Origin of the sequence: Brenneria sp. g21c3 (assembly GCF_040240345.1) — a bacterium.
Taxonomy (GTDB): domain Bacteria; phylum Pseudomonadota; class Gammaproteobacteria; order Enterobacterales; family Enterobacteriaceae; genus Brenneria.
This window is the reverse complement of sequence record NZ_JBEIAB010000022.1, coordinates 58,403-75,261: the sequence shown is the minus strand read 5'-3', so window position 1 is coordinate 75,261 and position 16,859 is coordinate 58,403. Positions and strand designations below refer to the sequence as shown.

The 16,859-nt window shown below is 46.6% G+C and carries 13 protein-coding genes and 2 pseudogenes; 2 read left to right on the top strand and 13 right to left on the bottom strand.

The annotated features are described in order from the left end of the window. On the top strand, positions 1-97 hold a 97-nt coding region (locus ABRZ28_RS21770), incomplete at its 5' end, for an IS3 family transposase (RefSeq protein WP_330519443.1). Between the two features lie 544 nt (positions 98-641). Then, positions 642-925, top strand: a pseudogene (locus ABRZ28_RS21765) (integrase core domain-containing protein); the annotation flags it as partial. Between the two features lie 90 nt (positions 926-1,015). On the opposite strand, the gene zorD reads toward ABRZ28_RS21765, so the two are convergent. The 13 genes and pseudogenes from zorD to ABRZ28_RS21700 all read right to left on the bottom strand — a co-directional run bounded on the left by zorD (position 1,016) and on the right by ABRZ28_RS21700 (position 16,847). Continuing rightward, entirely contained in the window at positions 1,016-4,270 is a 3,255-nt protein-coding gene (gene zorD / locus ABRZ28_RS21760) for a type I Zorya anti-phage system protein ZorD (RefSeq protein WP_330521537.1), read from the bottom strand. Next, positions 4,270-5,997, bottom strand: coding sequence for a type I Zorya anti-phage system protein ZorC (gene zorC, locus ABRZ28_RS21755; RefSeq protein WP_330521536.1), 1,728 nt, complete (start codon positions 5,995-5,997; stop codon positions 4,270-4,272). Before zorC ends, zorD begins: the two co-directional genes overlap by 1 nt. Continuing rightward, positions 5,994-6,737 carry a type I Zorya anti-phage system protein ZorB1 gene (gene zorB1, locus ABRZ28_RS21750; RefSeq protein WP_330521535.1) on the bottom strand — a complete coding sequence of 248 codons (744 nt, stop codon included), beginning with the start codon at positions 6,735-6,737 and terminating at the stop codon, positions 5,994-5,996. The genes zorC and zorB1 overlap by 4 nt, the downstream gene beginning before the upstream one ends. A gap of 13 nt (positions 6,738-6,750) precedes the next feature. Next, positions 6,751-8,952, bottom strand: coding sequence for a type I Zorya anti-phage system protein ZorA1 (zorA1, locus tag ABRZ28_RS21745; protein ID WP_330521533.1), 2,202 nt, complete (start codon positions 8,950-8,952; stop codon positions 6,751-6,753). Between the two features lie 183 nt (positions 8,953-9,135). Next, positions 9,136-10,008: a phosphorothioated DNA-binding restriction endonuclease gene (locus tag ABRZ28_RS21740; protein ID WP_330521532.1), complete on the bottom strand. Its 873-nt coding sequence runs from the start codon at positions 10,006-10,008 to the stop codon at positions 9,136-9,138. Between the two features lie 183 nt (positions 10,009-10,191). Beyond that, positions 10,192-10,566, bottom strand: a pseudogene (locus ABRZ28_RS21735) (sulfatase-like hydrolase/transferase); the annotation flags it as partial. A gap of 31 nt (positions 10,567-10,597) precedes the next feature. Further along, the gene (locus ABRZ28_RS21730; RefSeq protein ID WP_330521531.1) at positions 10,598-11,143 is read right to left on the bottom strand and encodes a helix-turn-helix transcriptional regulator; all 546 of its coding nucleotides are present in this window, start codon (positions 11,141-11,143) and stop codon (positions 10,598-10,600) included. A gap of 108 nt (positions 11,144-11,251) precedes the next feature. Further along, positions 11,252-12,700 carry a flagellin N-terminal helical domain-containing protein gene (locus ABRZ28_RS21725; RefSeq protein ID WP_330521530.1) on the bottom strand — a complete coding sequence of 483 codons (1,449 nt, stop codon included), beginning with the start codon at positions 12,698-12,700 and terminating at the stop codon, positions 11,252-11,254. A gap of 16 nt (positions 12,701-12,716) precedes the next feature. Beyond that, positions 12,717-13,163: an IrmA family protein gene (locus tag ABRZ28_RS21720; protein ID WP_330521529.1), complete on the bottom strand. Its 447-nt coding sequence runs from the start codon at positions 13,161-13,163 to the stop codon at positions 12,717-12,719. Between the two features lie 134 nt (positions 13,164-13,297). After that, positions 13,298-13,582, bottom strand: a complete 285-nt coding sequence (locus ABRZ28_RS21715; RefSeq protein ID WP_330521528.1) for a YkgJ family cysteine cluster protein — start codon at positions 13,580-13,582, stop codon at positions 13,298-13,300. Between the two features lie 48 nt (positions 13,583-13,630). Next, positions 13,631-14,659, bottom strand: coding sequence for a hypothetical protein (locus tag ABRZ28_RS21710; protein WP_136165049.1), 1,029 nt, complete (start codon positions 14,657-14,659; stop codon positions 13,631-13,633). A 12-nt stretch (positions 14,660-14,671) separates the two neighbouring features. Then, positions 14,672-15,256 carry a hypothetical protein gene (locus tag ABRZ28_RS21705; RefSeq protein ID WP_330521527.1) on the bottom strand — a complete coding sequence of 195 codons (585 nt, stop codon included), beginning with the start codon at positions 15,254-15,256 and terminating at the stop codon, positions 14,672-14,674. A 19-nt stretch (positions 15,257-15,275) separates the two neighbouring features. Continuing rightward, positions 15,276-16,847, bottom strand: coding sequence for a hypothetical protein (locus ABRZ28_RS21700; protein WP_330521525.1), 1,572 nt, complete (start codon positions 16,845-16,847; stop codon positions 15,276-15,278). Between the last annotated feature and the right edge of the window lie 12 nt (positions 16,848-16,859).

Here is a 16,859-nt window from a genome sequence, read left to right as displayed (position 1 = left end):
ATTCGAGTATATCGAGATAGACTACAATCGGCACCGACGGCATAGTGCCAACGGCGGGCTAAGCCCGGTGCAATTTGAGGAAAGAAACCTCGCTTAAGGCAGTGTCCACCGTCGCTGGGCAAGATCACACTGTACGATCAAGAAACAACCGACAACGTTTAAGTAAAGTTGTATTAGGCTCGATATCCCTACCCAAATGAATGAGTGTAAGCTCCATCACTTTGAAGAGAGGTTGAGGCTGCGGATCACGAACTGCGCTGCGTTCAGCCCGAATCCGTTTAGTTGCTGAAAATACCGATGTACCGGCTGAAAACAGTGTCTTTAAAACCGACAAGAGAGTCACTTTCTTAGTATCCATAAATGAAAAAGCAACGTTAGACTACTAAAATTTTTCTGATCTTAACTCTTGTCCGAACTACTGTGGTAAATATTTTCCGTAACAACTACAAATCACTTTCCGAACCTACTGAATCGACATGGATTCAACAGACACCGCAGAGTCAGTAGGCACCATTATTGGCAGCAAAGTTGGCCAAATTCGGTTTCTAAACGCTCCCGATCGATGAACGCCGCCAATTTGGCCAGATCATGACTAGGGGAGAGTTCGACCACACCTTAACTTGGTATTATCAATGTAAGCGTCACTGGCGCGTTGGGCAGAAGAACATGGCGTGACACTGGAATTTATAAAACCGGGTAAGCCTACGCAGAATGCGTTTATCGAACGCTTTAACCGAACGTATCGAACAGATGTATTGGATTTTTGATCCTGCTCAGAACACTGAGTGAAATCAAGGAAATCACGGATTGCTGGTTGTATGAATATAACAGCATGCGTCCCCATGAATCCCTGAATAACCTGACACCGGAAGAATACAGGATGATGGCTGAAAACCCCGAAATCTCAAAAAGAGAGTGGAATTAAAATGGGTGCGCTTACACTTATGCATAGTACTACGCCAGACGACAAAACCAGAATAGGCCTACACAGCGCTTCCTCGTCCCCCATGCCCCATTAGCGCACGGTTTTATTGATCATCGCATCAAAATCAGCACCGGAGATTTCACTTTGCGCGCACAGCATATCCCTTGCTAGTGCTCTGCGTCGCTGCAACAGCTCGTCCAGCGTTTCTTCAAAAGTGGTGATTTGTACATCTCTGACAGTTGGGCAATAAACATAGACATCTTTGGTTTGCCCGATTCGATATGCTCTGTCTGTAGCCTGATCCTCTTTCGCCGGATTCCAGCAACGGGTGAAGTGAATAACGTGGTTGGCCTGTTGGACATTTATGCCAAAACCGACAGCGACGGTGGAAAGAATAATCACCCCAAAACCTGGCTGCGCCTGAAAATGATCGATCAATTTCTGACGACTGTTCAGGCTGTTACTTTTGGTGCTGGTATCGCCATTGATAACGTAAGGACGAATACCAAATGTATGCATAATTGCATGCTGTAACTCACGTTGTATATCTCTTAACTCTGTGAAAATAATAACTTTATCACTGCTACCCATCTGAATTCGGCGTAACGTATCTAGCATCCAGGTCATTTTGGGCGACTGCTGACGTAACCGAGGATCGGGATTCACGCTAAACGGATGAGCACAAATCAGCTTCAGCTTATGCAGTAATCCCAACATGCCTGCACCGTTCTGCGCCATTTGCTCTTGCAATTCCTGGTTTTTCTTCCAGTCCGCAACCGACGAAAGGTAAAGATGCCGCTGTGGCGATGACATACTTAGATGTTTACAGTCCTGTTCTTCGATTTTCTTCGGCAGGTCTTTGGCTACATCTTCTTTGGTGCGGCGCAGGGTTTGCGGTTCAATCATGCTTCGCAAGTATTCAAGCGCTTCAGTATCCCGTTCCAAACCACCTTCAATCGGTCGTAAAAACCGCTTGCCAAAATCATTCAACGATCCCAGTAACCCCGGCTGCGCAAAATCAAATAGGCTCCAGAGATCTACCAGAGTATTTTCAACCGGCGTCCCCGTACAAGCGACTTTAAACTGAGCCGGAACGGCGTTAGCGGCATGCGTTATCAATGCCGCCGGATTCTTTATTTTTTGCGCTTCATCGCAAACCATAATCGCCCATTGCTGACGAGCAAGAGAGAATTCCTGATCGCGCAGTGTTTCATAAGTGGTAAGGACAATGTGCGCGTTAGCAATCCATCCCGGGCGTAAAAGATTTTTAATACCCTTAGCTTTCAATTCAGGTGGAATTTCATCTTTACGAAATTTAACCGATCTTACTGCATCACCATAAAGCTTAAGCACTTCTACGCCTGCGGTATAAAAGAAATTATCTAGCTCACGCTCCCAGTTATCCAATAAAGAAACAGGAGCAACAATCATCGTCGGTAGCCCCAGTGGATTTGTCTCGATATACCACATCAGGAAAGCAAGAATTTGCAGCGTTTTCCCTAAGCCCATGTCGTCAGCTAATAAACAACCTGATACCTCATTGGGAGATTTGAGAAAAAGCTGCTGTAGCCAGGCTAAGCCTTGATGTTGATGTTCACGGAGCTGGATATGTTCTTTAAGCAGAGTAGGTAAAACTGGCTTCGCATCCCTGACATCAAGTAGCGCTTCGCGTCGCTGTTTGATATAGGCGGCAAATTCAATATTTTGTTCAATTTGAAGAACAGCTCGTGGCTCCTGCTCAGTAATTCCCGAATTCAATCCGTTATCGTTTGAAGCGCCTTTCTTTTGCCACTCTTTTAACAGCGATTTAGCCTGTTCAAGCGCTAGGTCTTGTTCATTCCATGGCATAGCAACAGAGGGATCTTGCTGCTGCTCAGCACGTTCAATACGCTCTTCAAGGACGGACAACTGATCTTGATTATTTTTATCCCATCCGGCAAAAAAATCCGCAGGCAGTAACCCATCACTTATACCGTCAGGTAACCAATTTTCACTCTGACTTTTAGCTAAAAAAGGTGACGTCACTTTTTCAAAGGCACCAATACCGATAACACGATCGCCATATTTATTCAGGTCGAGAACGTCATCAAACTCCACACCGGCAGCTTCTTGCTGCCAGCGTAATAATAAAGACTGATAATTTTCTAATTGTTCTAATGTGAATTGACCAAGTTCCAGTTCATAGCCCTGCCATAACCCTGCCGGCAGCCCGGAAGCAAGTTTAACAGATAACTCATGTACAAATTTTTCTAACTCATGAGGCTTATCAAGAGAGAGTCTCACCACTGGTTGTGGTATGGCCGCAATAGGTTCCAGGGTGAGCAGTACAGTAGCAATTCTATTATTTTCAGGCTCCAACTGAGGTTCGAGGTTGAAACGGTGGAAGAAGATATGAGCGTCTTGCAACGCCTCCTCATGCTGCGCGGGTGGAATAACATTTACCGCATCCTCACCGATAAAAGCATATGGATTTCGCACAAAAGAGATCGCATCATCACCAGCTACACGACGCCCAGTGATCGAATGCACCGAAGATAATACTTCTTTAACCTCCGGAGAAATAATCACATGGCTGAGTGAACCATCGCTCCCCAATACACGATATTGGTCCTGTACCCGTTGGCTATTATCAAAACTGTTTAACCACTGCTCTGGTTGATCTTCAAAAGAAGGTTCAATTTCAATAACCGGCGTTTCCTGAATCGTCGCCTTACGAAATTTCAACTTTAACGACTCAGGCTTAACTACAATAGTTTTAGTGAGATAATTATCCAGTTTGGCATTAGCCTTCTTCGCTAATCGCCGTATTTTTGCCCATCCCAGTTGATTTGTTGTTTCACCCGCATTTTGTTTTTGATTAATACGAAATTGCTGCAAGGCAGATAACAACCGCCAATTATCTTTACTCAGTAAGAACTGGCCCTGAGTCCCCGTAATAACCGCTCCAGTATGTTCAAAAGTTATGGCTCTACCCGTTGCTACTTCTTGCCATTCCTGAATATATACGCTGAAATCAGCGTCGCTCAGTCCGCCGCGTCCTGCCAAATTTGCTTTTAATGGCATAACGTCGGGTACGCCTAACAAAGACAGGCTGGTGTGATGTGCAGGATCCTCCGATAAACGATATAGCTCATCCCAGGTTAGAAGCCATCGGTCCGAAAACTCTGCCACATAGTCTTCTTCAGCAAGCTGTTCCATATAAGCAACTAATGGCCATAACGCTTCGTCATCAGTCAAATTGAATGAGAACGATAATCCAGATTCCTCAATTTGGTACTGATGGCTTATCCCTTGTTCAGTGGAAGCATTATTATTTATAAACTTGCTAAGCAGACGTTTTAGCATTAATTACTCCAGAATGTGAGCGGATCACCATGCTTCGGTTTGAAACCAAGCCGGGTAAGTTTCGCGATAACATCAGGATCTCGTGTAGCCAAACGAACATGTAGTGCGCCCCCCAGACCCCGTTTATCGCTAACCGTCGCGTTAAGCTGTTTGAGAAGCTGCTTTATATCCTGCTCACGCTGGTTCTTTTGCCCTTCTGAATGAGGGAATATTGAATCTATCGGACTATTTTTTGGGTTATTCGCGCGTTCAATCCCCACTGGTGAGATCTCGTAAGCCGAACGTTCATTATCAGAATGATAACGAATACCGAGCTGTCTGAGCTGATACTCATAGTCGATCATCCACCCCGTGAGATGCTCCCGAGTATAACCAACGGCTTTCGGAGCGTGGCGTAACCGCGCTTTAGCTGTGTACTCATTTTTTAAATCGTTGATGTGCAACTCACGCGCTTCCGGGTTAAAGGGAGCATCAGACGTCTTATAAACGTAAAGCGCATTACCAGTACGTGAAAATTCGACAAATAAATAATCACCAATCTGCATAATCACAGCATTATCAGCGCTGGTTCCCCCCAATAAACTACTGAGCCGCCCTTTATTATCATTGCGGAATGACATGAAGTCCGAATGCCTATCATGACGCGCATCTGCGCCCATCACTATCCGAGTAAATCCCATCTGATTAGCAAACCGCAACCAGTAGAACAGGCGAGCTTGATCCACATCGCCTTTGCCTTTCAATAGTTGGAAGAAGTGCTCAATATCCTCCTTAGCAAGCCAACTGCGCACCATGCCGCAGATTTTCTCACTGGTATCAGGATCTTTTAAATATTCCAGCCAACGGTTCTGTTTACTACGTAACTGAGGACTGCCCCAGCTTTCCAAAACCATTAGCTTTAACTGAGGGTGAGCAGTATCTCTGAATGAAGAGCGATAATATTGAGTTAAACAAGCGCGTAAAATAATATTTCTATAACGCTCGCGTTGGCGAGCCAATTCCAACAGATGCGGCAAGCGATGCTTAAACTCATTATCATCAAGTTCCAGCACTCTGGCTAATAACACAACAAACGCACGATACCAAAGCCAGCTATCATCCGGAACGCGGGCGACGATTTCCAAAGCGGAGAAATCAACGAGCTCACCCGAGCTCATTTTCTCCGCCAGCAGCGAACCGGCTGTCGGCGTAAAGAGATCGCTATATTGATCAATCACTGCCATCCAGCTTTTTTCTCTGCGTACCTGACTCTTAATCACGCCATATCCAATACGGAGCTGATCGCGCAAAGAACACCAATTATTGTTTTCGTCCGGTCTTTTCGCATGGTAGCTAAAATAGCTGCTACACAAAAATTTCCACTCGCGACGCTTAAGCCTTTTCTTATCAATACGTTGCTGTATTTCCTGCTCTACACGACTATAAAGCGAATCATCTTCAAGCAACACAGGAAACACCGAGTCAGGATCTTTATCGGACAATCCCGCGAAAATAAGCTGCCAATCATGTCTGGTGAGCACTTTTAGCTGACGCAGTGCCGATATGGCTTTCAGCCTTTTATCAAGCGGCGGAAGCATGGTTCGTTCACTTTTCTCCATTCTTTTAGCCAAATCCTGTTCAGCAGCTTTAAGTTTGGGAAAAGAGCCCCAATGCCTGTTCTCTGGTTTGGCATGCCGCGCCACTGTGGTGGTGATATCAGTAAATAACCGGGACAATGCTGATGTCATATTGGCATTTCCAACTGACATCGTTCGGAGCTAGGTACGACGGTCCCCTCAATGTCCACAGCAGGCTTATCGTGTGCATCTTTCAAGCCAAAAAACTGCATTCGTAACTCAACTCGACGACTGGCCTCTTTGCTCTCTTTGGCATTATTGAATGAAACACCACCGGCTAAAAATAACTGGCGAATTTGCTCTTGCTGAAACGGAGTTATCTGCTGCTGGAGGCGGCTTCGACTGTCTAACAAACTGCACATTACCCACTCTGAGCGCTGTAGAGAAAGATGCAGATTATACAAATATGAACCATCGGTATCGGTGAAGCCTTCGATCACGACCTGTTTAAACCATTTTTTCCCTTCATCGCTATTCGCAGCATCAAGCACTAACGGCACAACATCTTGCAATGCCCTCTGTCCATTGGCATTGAGGAAAAAACGGTTATGGTCAAATCGCCCGGCCTCCCCAAAACTGATTCGGTTATCCCGGCAATCCACCACTATCGTTTTGTTGAGGTTTCTAGCGTGTAGCTCTAAACGTTCACACAAACGCGAAATATCCTGCCCACGTAGCTTTTCGCCTTGCTCCACAAGCTGAATACGCTGAGTAACAGAACTTAAAGACGCTACCATGACAACCAAAAATAACACCATCATCGCCGTCATCAAGTCGGCGTATGATATCCAGAAAGGTTTCTCGGCTTCATCAGCACGGCGTTTTTTAACGTGAAATGATTGACCAAACATGGCTCAAGCTCCCTTATGCAGGCACTTTAGACAGCACCTCTTCGAGGCTTTCAATACTTTCACCAAGTTCTTCAATGCCGCTTCCCAGGCGTTTAACCGCGCTGTCCAAGTTGGCATCCAACGCGCCTAAAGTAGTATCCAAGCTTGTTTTCATTCCATCGGTGAATTGGTTAAAACCATTGGCCAGCACCTGCCCCGAATTTTCCAGAAATTCTTTCGCCTCTCGGTTGTAATCATGTAGTCCTTCATTGTGCTGTTTGAGCTCTTGAAGGAATTGGCTTCGGGCCGACAGTTCAGCCTGCGCGTTCGCCACTATACCTTCCAATAAGGTAATCGATTTAGCCACCGCATCCCGATTATTGCGATAGTCCGCCACAACAGTGCTAAGTTCGCGGCTTGCCAGCCCCAATTCGTTACCCGCCCCCTGAGCTTTAGTCAACACGTCCGCAGTAAGATGATTGGCCTCTTTAACCTTGTCGCCCGCAGTCTCAAAACGTTCTGCCGCCAAACGCATTTTATCCGCACCTGTATGCATATCTTGCAGATGTGCGGTGGTTTGCTCCGCCAATTTATGCAACGTATGTTCCGTAGCTTCTCGCTGCTGGCTTAACTCACCCAGCAAGGTTTTGACCTGCTCATCAAAGCCGGAAATAATCTGCTGAGTTTCCTGATGTAATGACGTCTGAGTATCCTGCTGATGACTGGTTAACTGTTTCTGCCCCAGCTCAAGTTGAGTGAATAATGAGCCCAACTGTTCACCCAGAGCTTCCACCGATGCAGCCATTTTTTGCATAGTATCATGCTGCCCCTGCTGAGATGTCTGCTGAATAGACGCAATAAACGCTTGCATTTGATCGGCCATAGCCTTTTCACGCGCTTCGCTGTCAGCGAATATTTGCTCAAGCTGCCGCGCCATACGTTCACCAGCCCCTTCCCCCTCAGCGCCGATTTTTGCCACTGAAGATTGCAGGCTGGTCAACATGTCGTTCATTCCCGCTTGCACCGCCTGCTGACCGGCCTTCATTTCGTTAAGCAATTGAGCCATCAGCTCCGCGCTGCCCTGCTTGGTTTCCTCGCTGGCATTACGCATATCTTGCAACAGAGTAGAGAAACCAGATTGCATGGACTCAATAGCACTAACCGACTGTCCCATCATCTGGTGCATATTGTCGAACTGCTTACCAAAGGTATTATCGAGCTTTGACATAAACGCGCTAAGCATATCTTCCAACACACCCTGAGCCTTGGTGCTTTGATCACCGCTGGCGCTTTTCACCACGCCCATAAGTTGATCCATGGAAGGCTTAAGGCTACTTTCGATAGCGCTGCTCACCTGCTCAGCAAACTGCTGACCACTGTCGCGATAGCTAGAAGAAAGGGTTTGGGCTAACTTGCCATTTTCCTTAACCTGGCTTTCAACCAGATTTTGCAACATGTCGCGCAAATCTGTGACCAGGCTGTCTTTCAATTGCTTGGCCTGAGTCGCGCTTTCATTACTCGATTTCACCAACTCAGCCAAATACTCTTCACCAACACCACTTTCGAATAATTGATCAATAGCCGCAGTGAATTGTTCAAGGTATTTATAACATTTAGCCAGTGAGAACTTCTCGAACCAGGTCACTACGATTGACGCAGCAATTGCGGTGAATGATCCCAGGAACGCATAGAGGACATCCCGCAGAAGCGCCGCCACGCTGTCTGTCACCTGTTCAGGCGTACTCGGGTCAAAATGGAACAGACCGATCATCAAACCATAAAACGTCCCAATAATACCGATGCCAGTCAAAATGCCCGGCAGGTGCTTAAAGAATTCAGTATTAAGCGGAATATCCACTAATTGCTGCTCAGTGAAATAAGCGGCACTGGGTGCGGTGGCTCGAACTTTTTGTAGCCTCAGTTCACCATCAATCACACTTTTTTGTTGGTGTAGAGACTCTTTGAACTCGCTCCATGAGTGATGCATGGATGTCTTAACAAATAACGAATTAAGGTTGTTCAGCTTTTCCGAAGGGATTTCAGATGACCAGCCTGAGATTATTTTAGCTTTTCTTTTTAATCGGATGACTATTTTTCTTGCACGAAAAACGTAAAGCACCGCAAAAGAAACTAGCGCCAGTATCACGACCAAAATAACCGCAATAGGAATTTTTGCAGGCTGTACAGAAGTTAGCGCGACCAATATCGCAACCAATAGCGAATTAAGCCAATCCATCGTTGTCCCCAAAGCCAAAGTAAGTCATTTGTTACTTATCCGTATTAGCAATAAATATTTACTGTAAAATATAACAGGTTGATATTTAGATGAAATAATACTTCAAAAAATAAAAAAAATGGACTAATCCCCACGCTGATAGAATACCCCAGTCCTCATCTAACTCCATTTTTAGTGGGATATTTACGCCTTAAACACCTGCCCCCGATGCCACGCAACAAACTGCTCCAGCGGGTAATAATCCCGTTTTTTAGGCATAATCAACTGTTTTCCCTCAAAGTCCCAGAATAATCGCTCGACAATCTTGCTGCCGTTCACGCCTTCCGAAACCATCAGTTTCATACTGTCATCGATACCGATAACACCGATATCAAACGCAGAATGATGTACCGAACATAAGGCTAACCCATTGGTCACGGTGCAGGGGCCGCCGTATTGTTTCCATTTGATGTGTGCCGCTTCCAGGCCGACGGGCGTCGTATCGTGGCGTAAATCATAACCGCAGACTGCACAACGGTACTGATACGCACGTAATACCGATTGACGAAAATGGGGATCGCGGGATTTGCGTACATCGTCTATCGACAGATCCAGACGGTTGGCAATCACTTCCTGCACGCTTTCAGGAAAATGTTCGCTTAAGATCTGCTGAGCCAGTTTATCGATGAGTTGCGGCTGTTTGCATAATAGCTGATAGCTGGCTTCATCAAATCCCCCCATGACATCGTGCTGAATCAACTCGCGGTTGGGCGGTTGTCTGCTCCCTTTCTGCAGCAAACAACGCTCATCATTCTGCAACTGCCAGAAACCATCTCCCCTCAGCCGCCAGAATGGCATCTCCGGATAATGAGCACGCCGCTGTGGCCCAAAGCTGTTCAGAAGGGCCAGGATATGCGGACGAATTTCGTCGCCATAGTGAAACAAGCGCGAATGCCCTTTCTGATAGGCTGAAAGCACATAAAGCAATAACAATGGTTTATGTGGCGCACGCTGGTCGCCTTTACGCCACATAGACATATTGGTTATCGCCGTTTGAAGTGCTTGAACAGATGACATAATTCAAAATAGGCAAAAAAAGGGATTATTGTGATGATGCTCGCAAAATCAGTGTGGTTCAAGTGGTTTGCACCACATACTGCATACAGGGATTTGAAGTCGGTAGCTATAGGTTAACTACCAGTAAATAAAGTACTTTTTTCGATAATAATCTCTTTTTATTATTAATAGTCAGCTAATGATTTATTGCTCAGTTTTAGGCGTATCGATAACCGAAGGCAACGCATCAAAATCTTTCAGTCTGTTCTTCTTATGAAGGATCGCCGATCCAGCGGGTTGCCGGCCTGAACGCCTCGCTGATCAGACTTTTCTCCGGGTCGTAGAAGTCATGGCTTAGCCCCGCTAAATCTGCCCAGGTATGGATGAGATGGGCGATACTGTATTTCCGGTCAACATCCGTAGTGTACTGACGGGGATGGTTTTTGCCATTCGGGCGACGCCACAAAATAAACGTAACAGTGTACATGGCTCGGGTTGGCGCACTTTCGTTACGGCCCAGCACGTTATGCGGTGGGCTTCATATACCTCCTCGCCGTGGTTGGAAAAATAGAGCAAAAAACGTTGAGCTGATGGCGGGAAAAAGTTTCAATCAGGCCGCCCGACAGAAGCTGGTTATTCTATAATGCTTGGCATTGCTGATGCCTCGCATATTTGAAACCTTTGATATCAGTAAAAATGTAAGTAAGTCTTTTGTTCCATATTTTTTATAAATATTATTTTTTATATTATTAGCCGTTTTGGGGGTGATAGACATGTGTTCTGCGATAAAATTTATTTTTTCCCCGCCAAGCCAATAATCAAAAAACACTTTTTCATGAGGCGATAGCGATATTGTCTTTGATTTTATTTCTCTAAAGAAACAGATGCTATAGATGATTTTTTTAATGATATTGACAGATGTGTGCTTGGATAAAATAATGATTCTTTTCGCTATCATAATTGGACTGTGATTGCGATTATTCAGTACAATAATAAAGTCAGTTGGATAATTGATAATAATTTCACTTAACATATTGATATCGATAGTGTATTCAGCATCAAAAATAGTTATGGATGCATCAGTGTAATCATATTTCATGATGTTCTCAAAAGCTTTGGTAGTAAACAGGCAAGCGCTGAAGATATTAATGCTCATAATTTTTATTATTACATGAAAATACAAATTTTATTAGCTCATATTTGAGCTGGAGGTTAATCTATTTCAATGACTTGTAACGTATTTTTTCACCAGATCAATTCACCATTATCCTTGCAATAGCGTCAGCACAATTTCCGATTGCTGATTGGCCTGCGCCAGCATAGAAGTGGTTGTCTGTTGCAGGATCTGTACTTTCGTCATTTCTGATACTTCGACAGCATAATCGGCATCAGTAATACGAGAGCGAGCGTCAGAAATAACAATAAATCCCTGGGAAAGCTGGGAGGTTATCGATTCAAAACGATTCGTCAAGCTACCGTATTGACTGCGATAACTGTTTATCGTTTCCAGAGCCTGATCGAATGTGGTTATTGCTGCTCCCGCGCTTTCAGCGGAAAGCAGTGAAGCACCAGTTAATCCTAACGTTTCGCTATCGGCAGGCGTCGGGTCGATGGTGATGGCATGCACATCGCTGCCATAATTTGCGCTGACGATAATTGTCGTGGTCTGGCTGGCTGGCGTTCCCGTATCGATTTCTTCCGTTGGCATCGGCAGTTCGTCCCAGCTCGCGCTGGCAGTGAATATACCTGACCCCACCACCATGATAATCAGGTCCTCAGTCACAACATCAATATTCAGCGTTTCTATCGTATTTTCACTGCTAGGAATATTACCGTCGTTATACCCACCGGTTGTATCATCCTCGAAACGATCCTCATCACCGCTATAGGTGATGGTCATCCCGTTGTAACTCAATTGGGTGCCGATGCTGGTATCGTAATTATCCACTTCCAACAGAGAATCTGCCGAATACTCAGCGTCAGGTAGAAAGCCGTTAGATTCGGTTATTACGGATGCGTTCATGGAATCAACATTCGTGATACCATTTTTTGCCCAGACGATATCGGCATCGATGCCTTCTACTGGTGTGCCGGTCAGATGGGTACCATCACGTGTAAACAACTGAATATCGTCTTCCGGGCCGGCGAGACCATCCACGGTGATGGTAATGTTCTTCGCGCCCGCAGGAATAAAGGCCAGAGAAACTATTCCTGAGGTAAAGGTATACGTCTGCCCCTCTACTAGAAATTTTGCACTAATGGATTCCGTGTCGCCTAAATTAACCGGTTGGGTAGTTTCAGCAGAGGCAAGCGGATATTGACCGAATATCTCTGTTGTGGACGCGATGTTATCTATTTCGTCAACAATTTGCAGATATTCGTTGTTCAGGCTCTCCCGGTCGGAATCGGATAATGTGCCGTTTGCCGCCTGAACGGCTAGCGTACGCGCCCTTTGCAGCAGATTATTGATTTCATCGAGCCCACCCTCGGCGGTTTGCATCAGGCTGAAGCCATCTTGAACGCCTTTGGCGATCGTACTGTTAGCGTTCAAATTCGCGGTCATCCGGTTGGCGGTGGCCTGACTGGCCGCGCCGTCCTTCGCGCTATTGATACGCAGCCCGGAGGAAAGTCGCTCAATCGCCTGCCCCAGTTTCGAGGTCGTTTTACTCTGCTGATTCAGAATCGTTAAATAATTGTTGTTAAGAGAAACCATAACGAGCCTCGGAAATTTACAGGGTTGCTTGCTTACCGTCGATCAGGACGGTATATGGCTTAAATTTCCGCGTGGTGAACTCAGAGACTGGAAGGATTTTCTTTTCGCTCCCGACGATTTCAGCCACTTTGGTGATATTGATGGTCAAATCACTTTCACAGTAATTTTCACCTTCCAGTAGTGCGGTTTGATAGCGGGTAGCGTCCGAATCACCAAATGGCTCTACGTTCAGCGTATCCTTTTGCTGCACCTTTCCGCTCTTATCCAGCACATCAACAGAGATTTCTAATTTCCCTACCGGCTCACCAAACACTCCGCCGTTATCCAGCGTGAATTGTGCGCTACATGCTCCCTGACCCGCCCAAACGGTATCGGTATGCCAGATTTCTATCGCATGGGCATTTCCGATGGTGACCAGCGTTATCAGCGCAGTGAATGCGGGGACTTTGAATAAACCTGCCATTTTGTTCTCCTTTCCATTCTGTCGGTTGTGACATTTTGAATGAGATATATTCCAGCCTTTAGACGACATTCTGTATCGCTTTATCCGAAAACTTTCATTCTGATAGTATTCAGCGCTACATTATTTATAGCGGCTTAGATATCTCCGTCATTCAATTGCTGGCAAACCGTCAGGTTCAATGCAACAAACTCTTCCCACGAGTAAAAGCGGGCGTAGTTGAGTCGGTATTGCAAGTCCACTCGGCAAATATCCGGACGCTCGTGGTAAATGCTGCATCCTTTACTGGCCGCATCGTAATGCCGGCAGGTGCCGTCTCCCCGGTCAAGATAGCGGGTTTCCTGTGCCAGATTAACGCGTTGGCAGCATAGCCCACATTGGGTGCAGGGAAAGGGAGAGGCGTTTTCGTTACAGTGCGTCATATCTTCCAGAAGTCAGGCTCGCCTGTTACCGCGAGCCTTTTGTCAGGATCAGGCGGCCGGTGTGTCCAGCGCAGATTTTTTGCCATCGGCAACAGCTGAAATATCCAGGATGCGCTTTTCCGTAGATAACACCAGATTACCGTCTTGATCGAGGATAGGCGTGTCGATCAAGGCTTTAAGTAACTGTGCATATTTGACGGAGAGGAAAACGGTTTCCTTGCTTTCCTGAGGGAAGGATGCGAAGTTTTCGCCATGTTTTTCAATTGATTCCTTTATTCCACGCACTGCACCGCGCAGGCGTCCACTGGTATGGGAGAAGGTTTTGTTTGCCAACACCGTGATTTGTTCGATGCACTGGAGTTTTTCCAGCATCAGCTTGCCCTGATCGCAAATGGTTTTTGCCTGCTCCATGTTGCTGCGTGCGTTGTTCAGCGCTTCTTCACCTTTATTTCCCATAATATGGCCGAAAATAGCCAGCGCCGGACCGGCGACAATCCCTCCCAGCACCATCATGCCGCCCGCCATGCCATAACCACCGGCGGCCAGAGTGCCGCCGCCTAACCATGCCAGGGTAGCATTGGTCGCCGCAACGCCCGAAAGGGTCGATATTGCGGTGCCGGTGCCGGCCGTGGCCAGCAGCATTGTGCCATTGTAGGCGCCGAAAGCCAGCGCTGCGCCGCTGCTCATGCCAGCGCCAAGGCCCAGACCGGCATCTTTGAGCATCTGATAGTTTTGCTGCAAACCTGTGAGGGTCGTTGTTGTAAAATCGCCCGCATTCAGTTTTTCCAGTTCCGGGCTTTCGACCAGATTGACATTCTTCAGGCGGCCGAAGGTTTCGATAAAGTCGCTAACCACGCCGTTAAATGCCCGCAATTTGCGCTGACCATAATCTTCGATAGTGTTATTTGTCGCTTTACGGCTGTTATCAATTTCCTGATTGATGCTGTCCACCATACTCTGAGCGCTTTCATTAATGTCTGTAGCGTTACTTTGATCTATAGCGCCGCTAACGCCTTTAGCAATACCATAAATACCTGCTGCTGCGGCAACGGCGCCGATAATAATTGGAATGGGCATGTCATATCTCCTTTATTCAAGAACGAGGGCAATTGTTTTACTTATTTCATTGTTCAATACTTCAGCGCGATCCAATAGATCCTTAAAGATAAAATCCTGTAGTTGATAATGCAGTTGAATTTCCTTAAGCAGCGACCATTCAATGTTGGAAATATTGCCGTCGCGAAGCGCAATAAGAATCAGTTGGAAAAGAATAATTTTAGGGATGGTAGGTAAATCGGCTCGCTTTTCTTCAAGTAACGTTTTTAAAACCGCAGTGGCGGCCTGCACGCGGCTTTCCGCCGCATCTATTTTGGTAAGCGGGAAAGCTTTCAGTTTTTCCGTGAGCTTACTTTCGATTGACGTCTCCCATTCCCATAACGTCGCAGATATGCCAATTATCGACAGTGCGGGTGTTTTGACGGATTGTTCCAACTCGGACAGTAGTTCGTTTTCCTGCTCGCCTTGCTGAATGGACAGAGCATTAAGATCGGAATCCGACGTCAGTTCATCCTTGGTTTTCCCGTCCCACAGTAGAGGTTTATCGCAAAGCGCCAATAGTCTGGCGAGGTCAAGAAGAAGCGCTTTTTCATCATTCGGCAACAGTTTGATAAGCATAAGTATCCTGATTTTTTTCTCACAGCGTTAAAGGTTGGTCAGAGTCCATAAATTCCTCGAACTCCGACATCGTCTGGAATTGCAATTTTTTGCCTAACAGCGTGGCATAGTCATTGATGGCAGAAGTCAGGCTATCAATGTCATGAGGGCTATTTGCAACGGCTTTAAACAGAAGTTCTGTTTCTCTACGTAATTGCGGTATTTCCCGATGGGTAAAATCGTCCAGCATGGCCTGTTCTTTCGCTATGCGAGCACGTGCAACCGTTTGGATGACACTGATATGTTGTAATCTTTCATGTGAAAGGGCTGCACCCCGCGTAGCTTCCAACGCGCTTTGATAGAACATGGAAGAAAGTGTGTAGCCAATCATGCCGCCGATAACCGCACCGACAACAGGGATAGGAATAGCGACCTGCCCAAACGCAGCCATCATGCCGCTGGACAGCATGCCCGCGCCTTTTTCTCCAACTTCGTTCAGGAATTCAGCTTCGCTGATTTCGTCATTGACGTAGCGTTTGATAGAACTGCCCAGAGACAAGCAAATATTGACGGCCAGTGCCGGGACACTGGTGCCAGCGATGGCGCGTAATGTTTGTTTTCCGGATTGTTGCAGACCCGCTTTGATGGCGGAACCCGCGAAGGCGGTTCCGTAGCCCAGCGCCGCCGCTTTGGCTGTATCGGCGGCAATATCCTGCACTGCGTCACCCAGCGCTTTGTCCTGCTGAACTACGTTAAACACGTTGGTTAATAACGAGATCGCTCCGCCAATCGCAGCACCGTATTTGGCGCCTTCAATACCGGCACGGTTGCTGGTACGCGCAATATCTATTGCGGTAGCCCGTTTGGGATGCTCACGGTAATAAATTGCCTGTTCGGTAGTCAGGCCGCTGTCAGATACATTGTCGGCGAGCTGATCGTAGTTATCTGCTTCACGGCGCAGCTTATCGGCAACATCCTGTTTGCCCAGTGTTTCAACTTTATCGGCCTGATTGCGAAGCTCCTGGGATTTCTGACGGCAAAACGTCTCCGCACCTTCAAATTGTTCTGACGGTAGCTCAAGTTTGACTCCGCGATAGCGTGCAAATTTGCCGTCTTCTTTTGCGATTTTATTGAAGAGTTGATTCCGGTCGCCGACAAATTTCATCTGGCTTTGTGAACCGCCGATAATATCGCCATCGAGGATCTGCACGCGATCCACGACGTTATGGTTTTTGCCATACTCAGGCAGATCATCGCTGCGAACGGTACGAGTGGGATTACGGCTGATAATCGCCTCTGCATTATCGCGGCTGGTCGCGGCGATTTCTGCGGAGAAACCCGCCTGTTGCTTTATATTTTGTGCTGCATAGTCGGGATTAACTTTGTGTTTCGCCACATCAGCCAGACCTTTGGCAAACCGTTGGCCTGTTTCGTTATCGACGCCGCGATACCCTTTCAGATATTCGGCGCTGGCGCTGCCAAAACGCTGCACTACTTCATCACTTGCCAGCGCGGTTGCCGTGCGAAACTTATCCTGCTGTATTTCGTCCTTACGATGATGGCTTTCGTCGGCCCTGAAGGAGAATGGCGTGTCGTGATCATTGTTTTTCATAAAAGACCTCGA

Excerpts from the sequence above, each read along its gene's own strand:
- zorD (WP_330521537.1), bottom strand. The coding sequence starts at position 4,270 with ATGCTAAAACGTCTGCTTAGCAAGTTTATAAATAATAATGCTTCCACT.
- zorC (WP_330521536.1), bottom strand. The coding sequence starts at position 5,997 with ATGACATCAGCATTGTCCCGGTTATTTACTGATATCACCACCACAGTG.
- zorB1 (WP_330521535.1), bottom strand. The coding sequence starts at position 6,737 with ATGTTTGGTCAATCATTTCACGTTAAAAAACGCCGTGCTGATGAAGCC.
- zorA1 (WP_330521533.1), bottom strand. The coding sequence starts at position 8,952 with ATGGATTGGCTTAATTCGCTATTGGTTGCGATATTGGTCGCGCTAACT.
- ABRZ28_RS21740 (WP_330521532.1), bottom strand. The coding sequence starts at position 10,008 with ATGTCATCTGTTCAAGCACTTCAAACGGCGATAACCAATATGTCTATG.
- ABRZ28_RS21730 (WP_330521531.1), bottom strand. The coding sequence starts at position 11,143 with ATGAGCATTAATATCTTCAGCGCTTGCCTGTTTACTACCAAAGCTTTT.
- ABRZ28_RS21725 (WP_330521530.1), bottom strand. The coding sequence starts at position 12,700 with ATGGTTTCTCTTAACAACAATTATTTAACGATTCTGAATCAGCAGAGT.
- ABRZ28_RS21720 (WP_330521529.1), bottom strand. The coding sequence starts at position 13,163 with ATGGCAGGTTTATTCAAAGTCCCCGCATTCACTGCGCTGATAACGCTG.
- ABRZ28_RS21715 (WP_330521528.1), bottom strand. The coding sequence starts at position 13,582 with ATGACGCACTGTAACGAAAACGCCTCTCCCTTTCCCTGCACCCAATGT.
- ABRZ28_RS21710 (WP_136165049.1), bottom strand. The coding sequence starts at position 14,659 with ATGCCCATTCCAATTATTATCGGCGCCGTTGCCGCAGCAGCAGGTATT.
- ABRZ28_RS21705 (WP_330521527.1), bottom strand. The coding sequence starts at position 15,256 with ATGCTTATCAAACTGTTGCCGAATGATGAAAAAGCGCTTCTTCTTGAC.
- ABRZ28_RS21700 (WP_330521525.1), bottom strand. The coding sequence starts at position 16,847 with ATGAAAAACAATGATCACGACACGCCATTCTCCTTCAGGGCCGACGAA.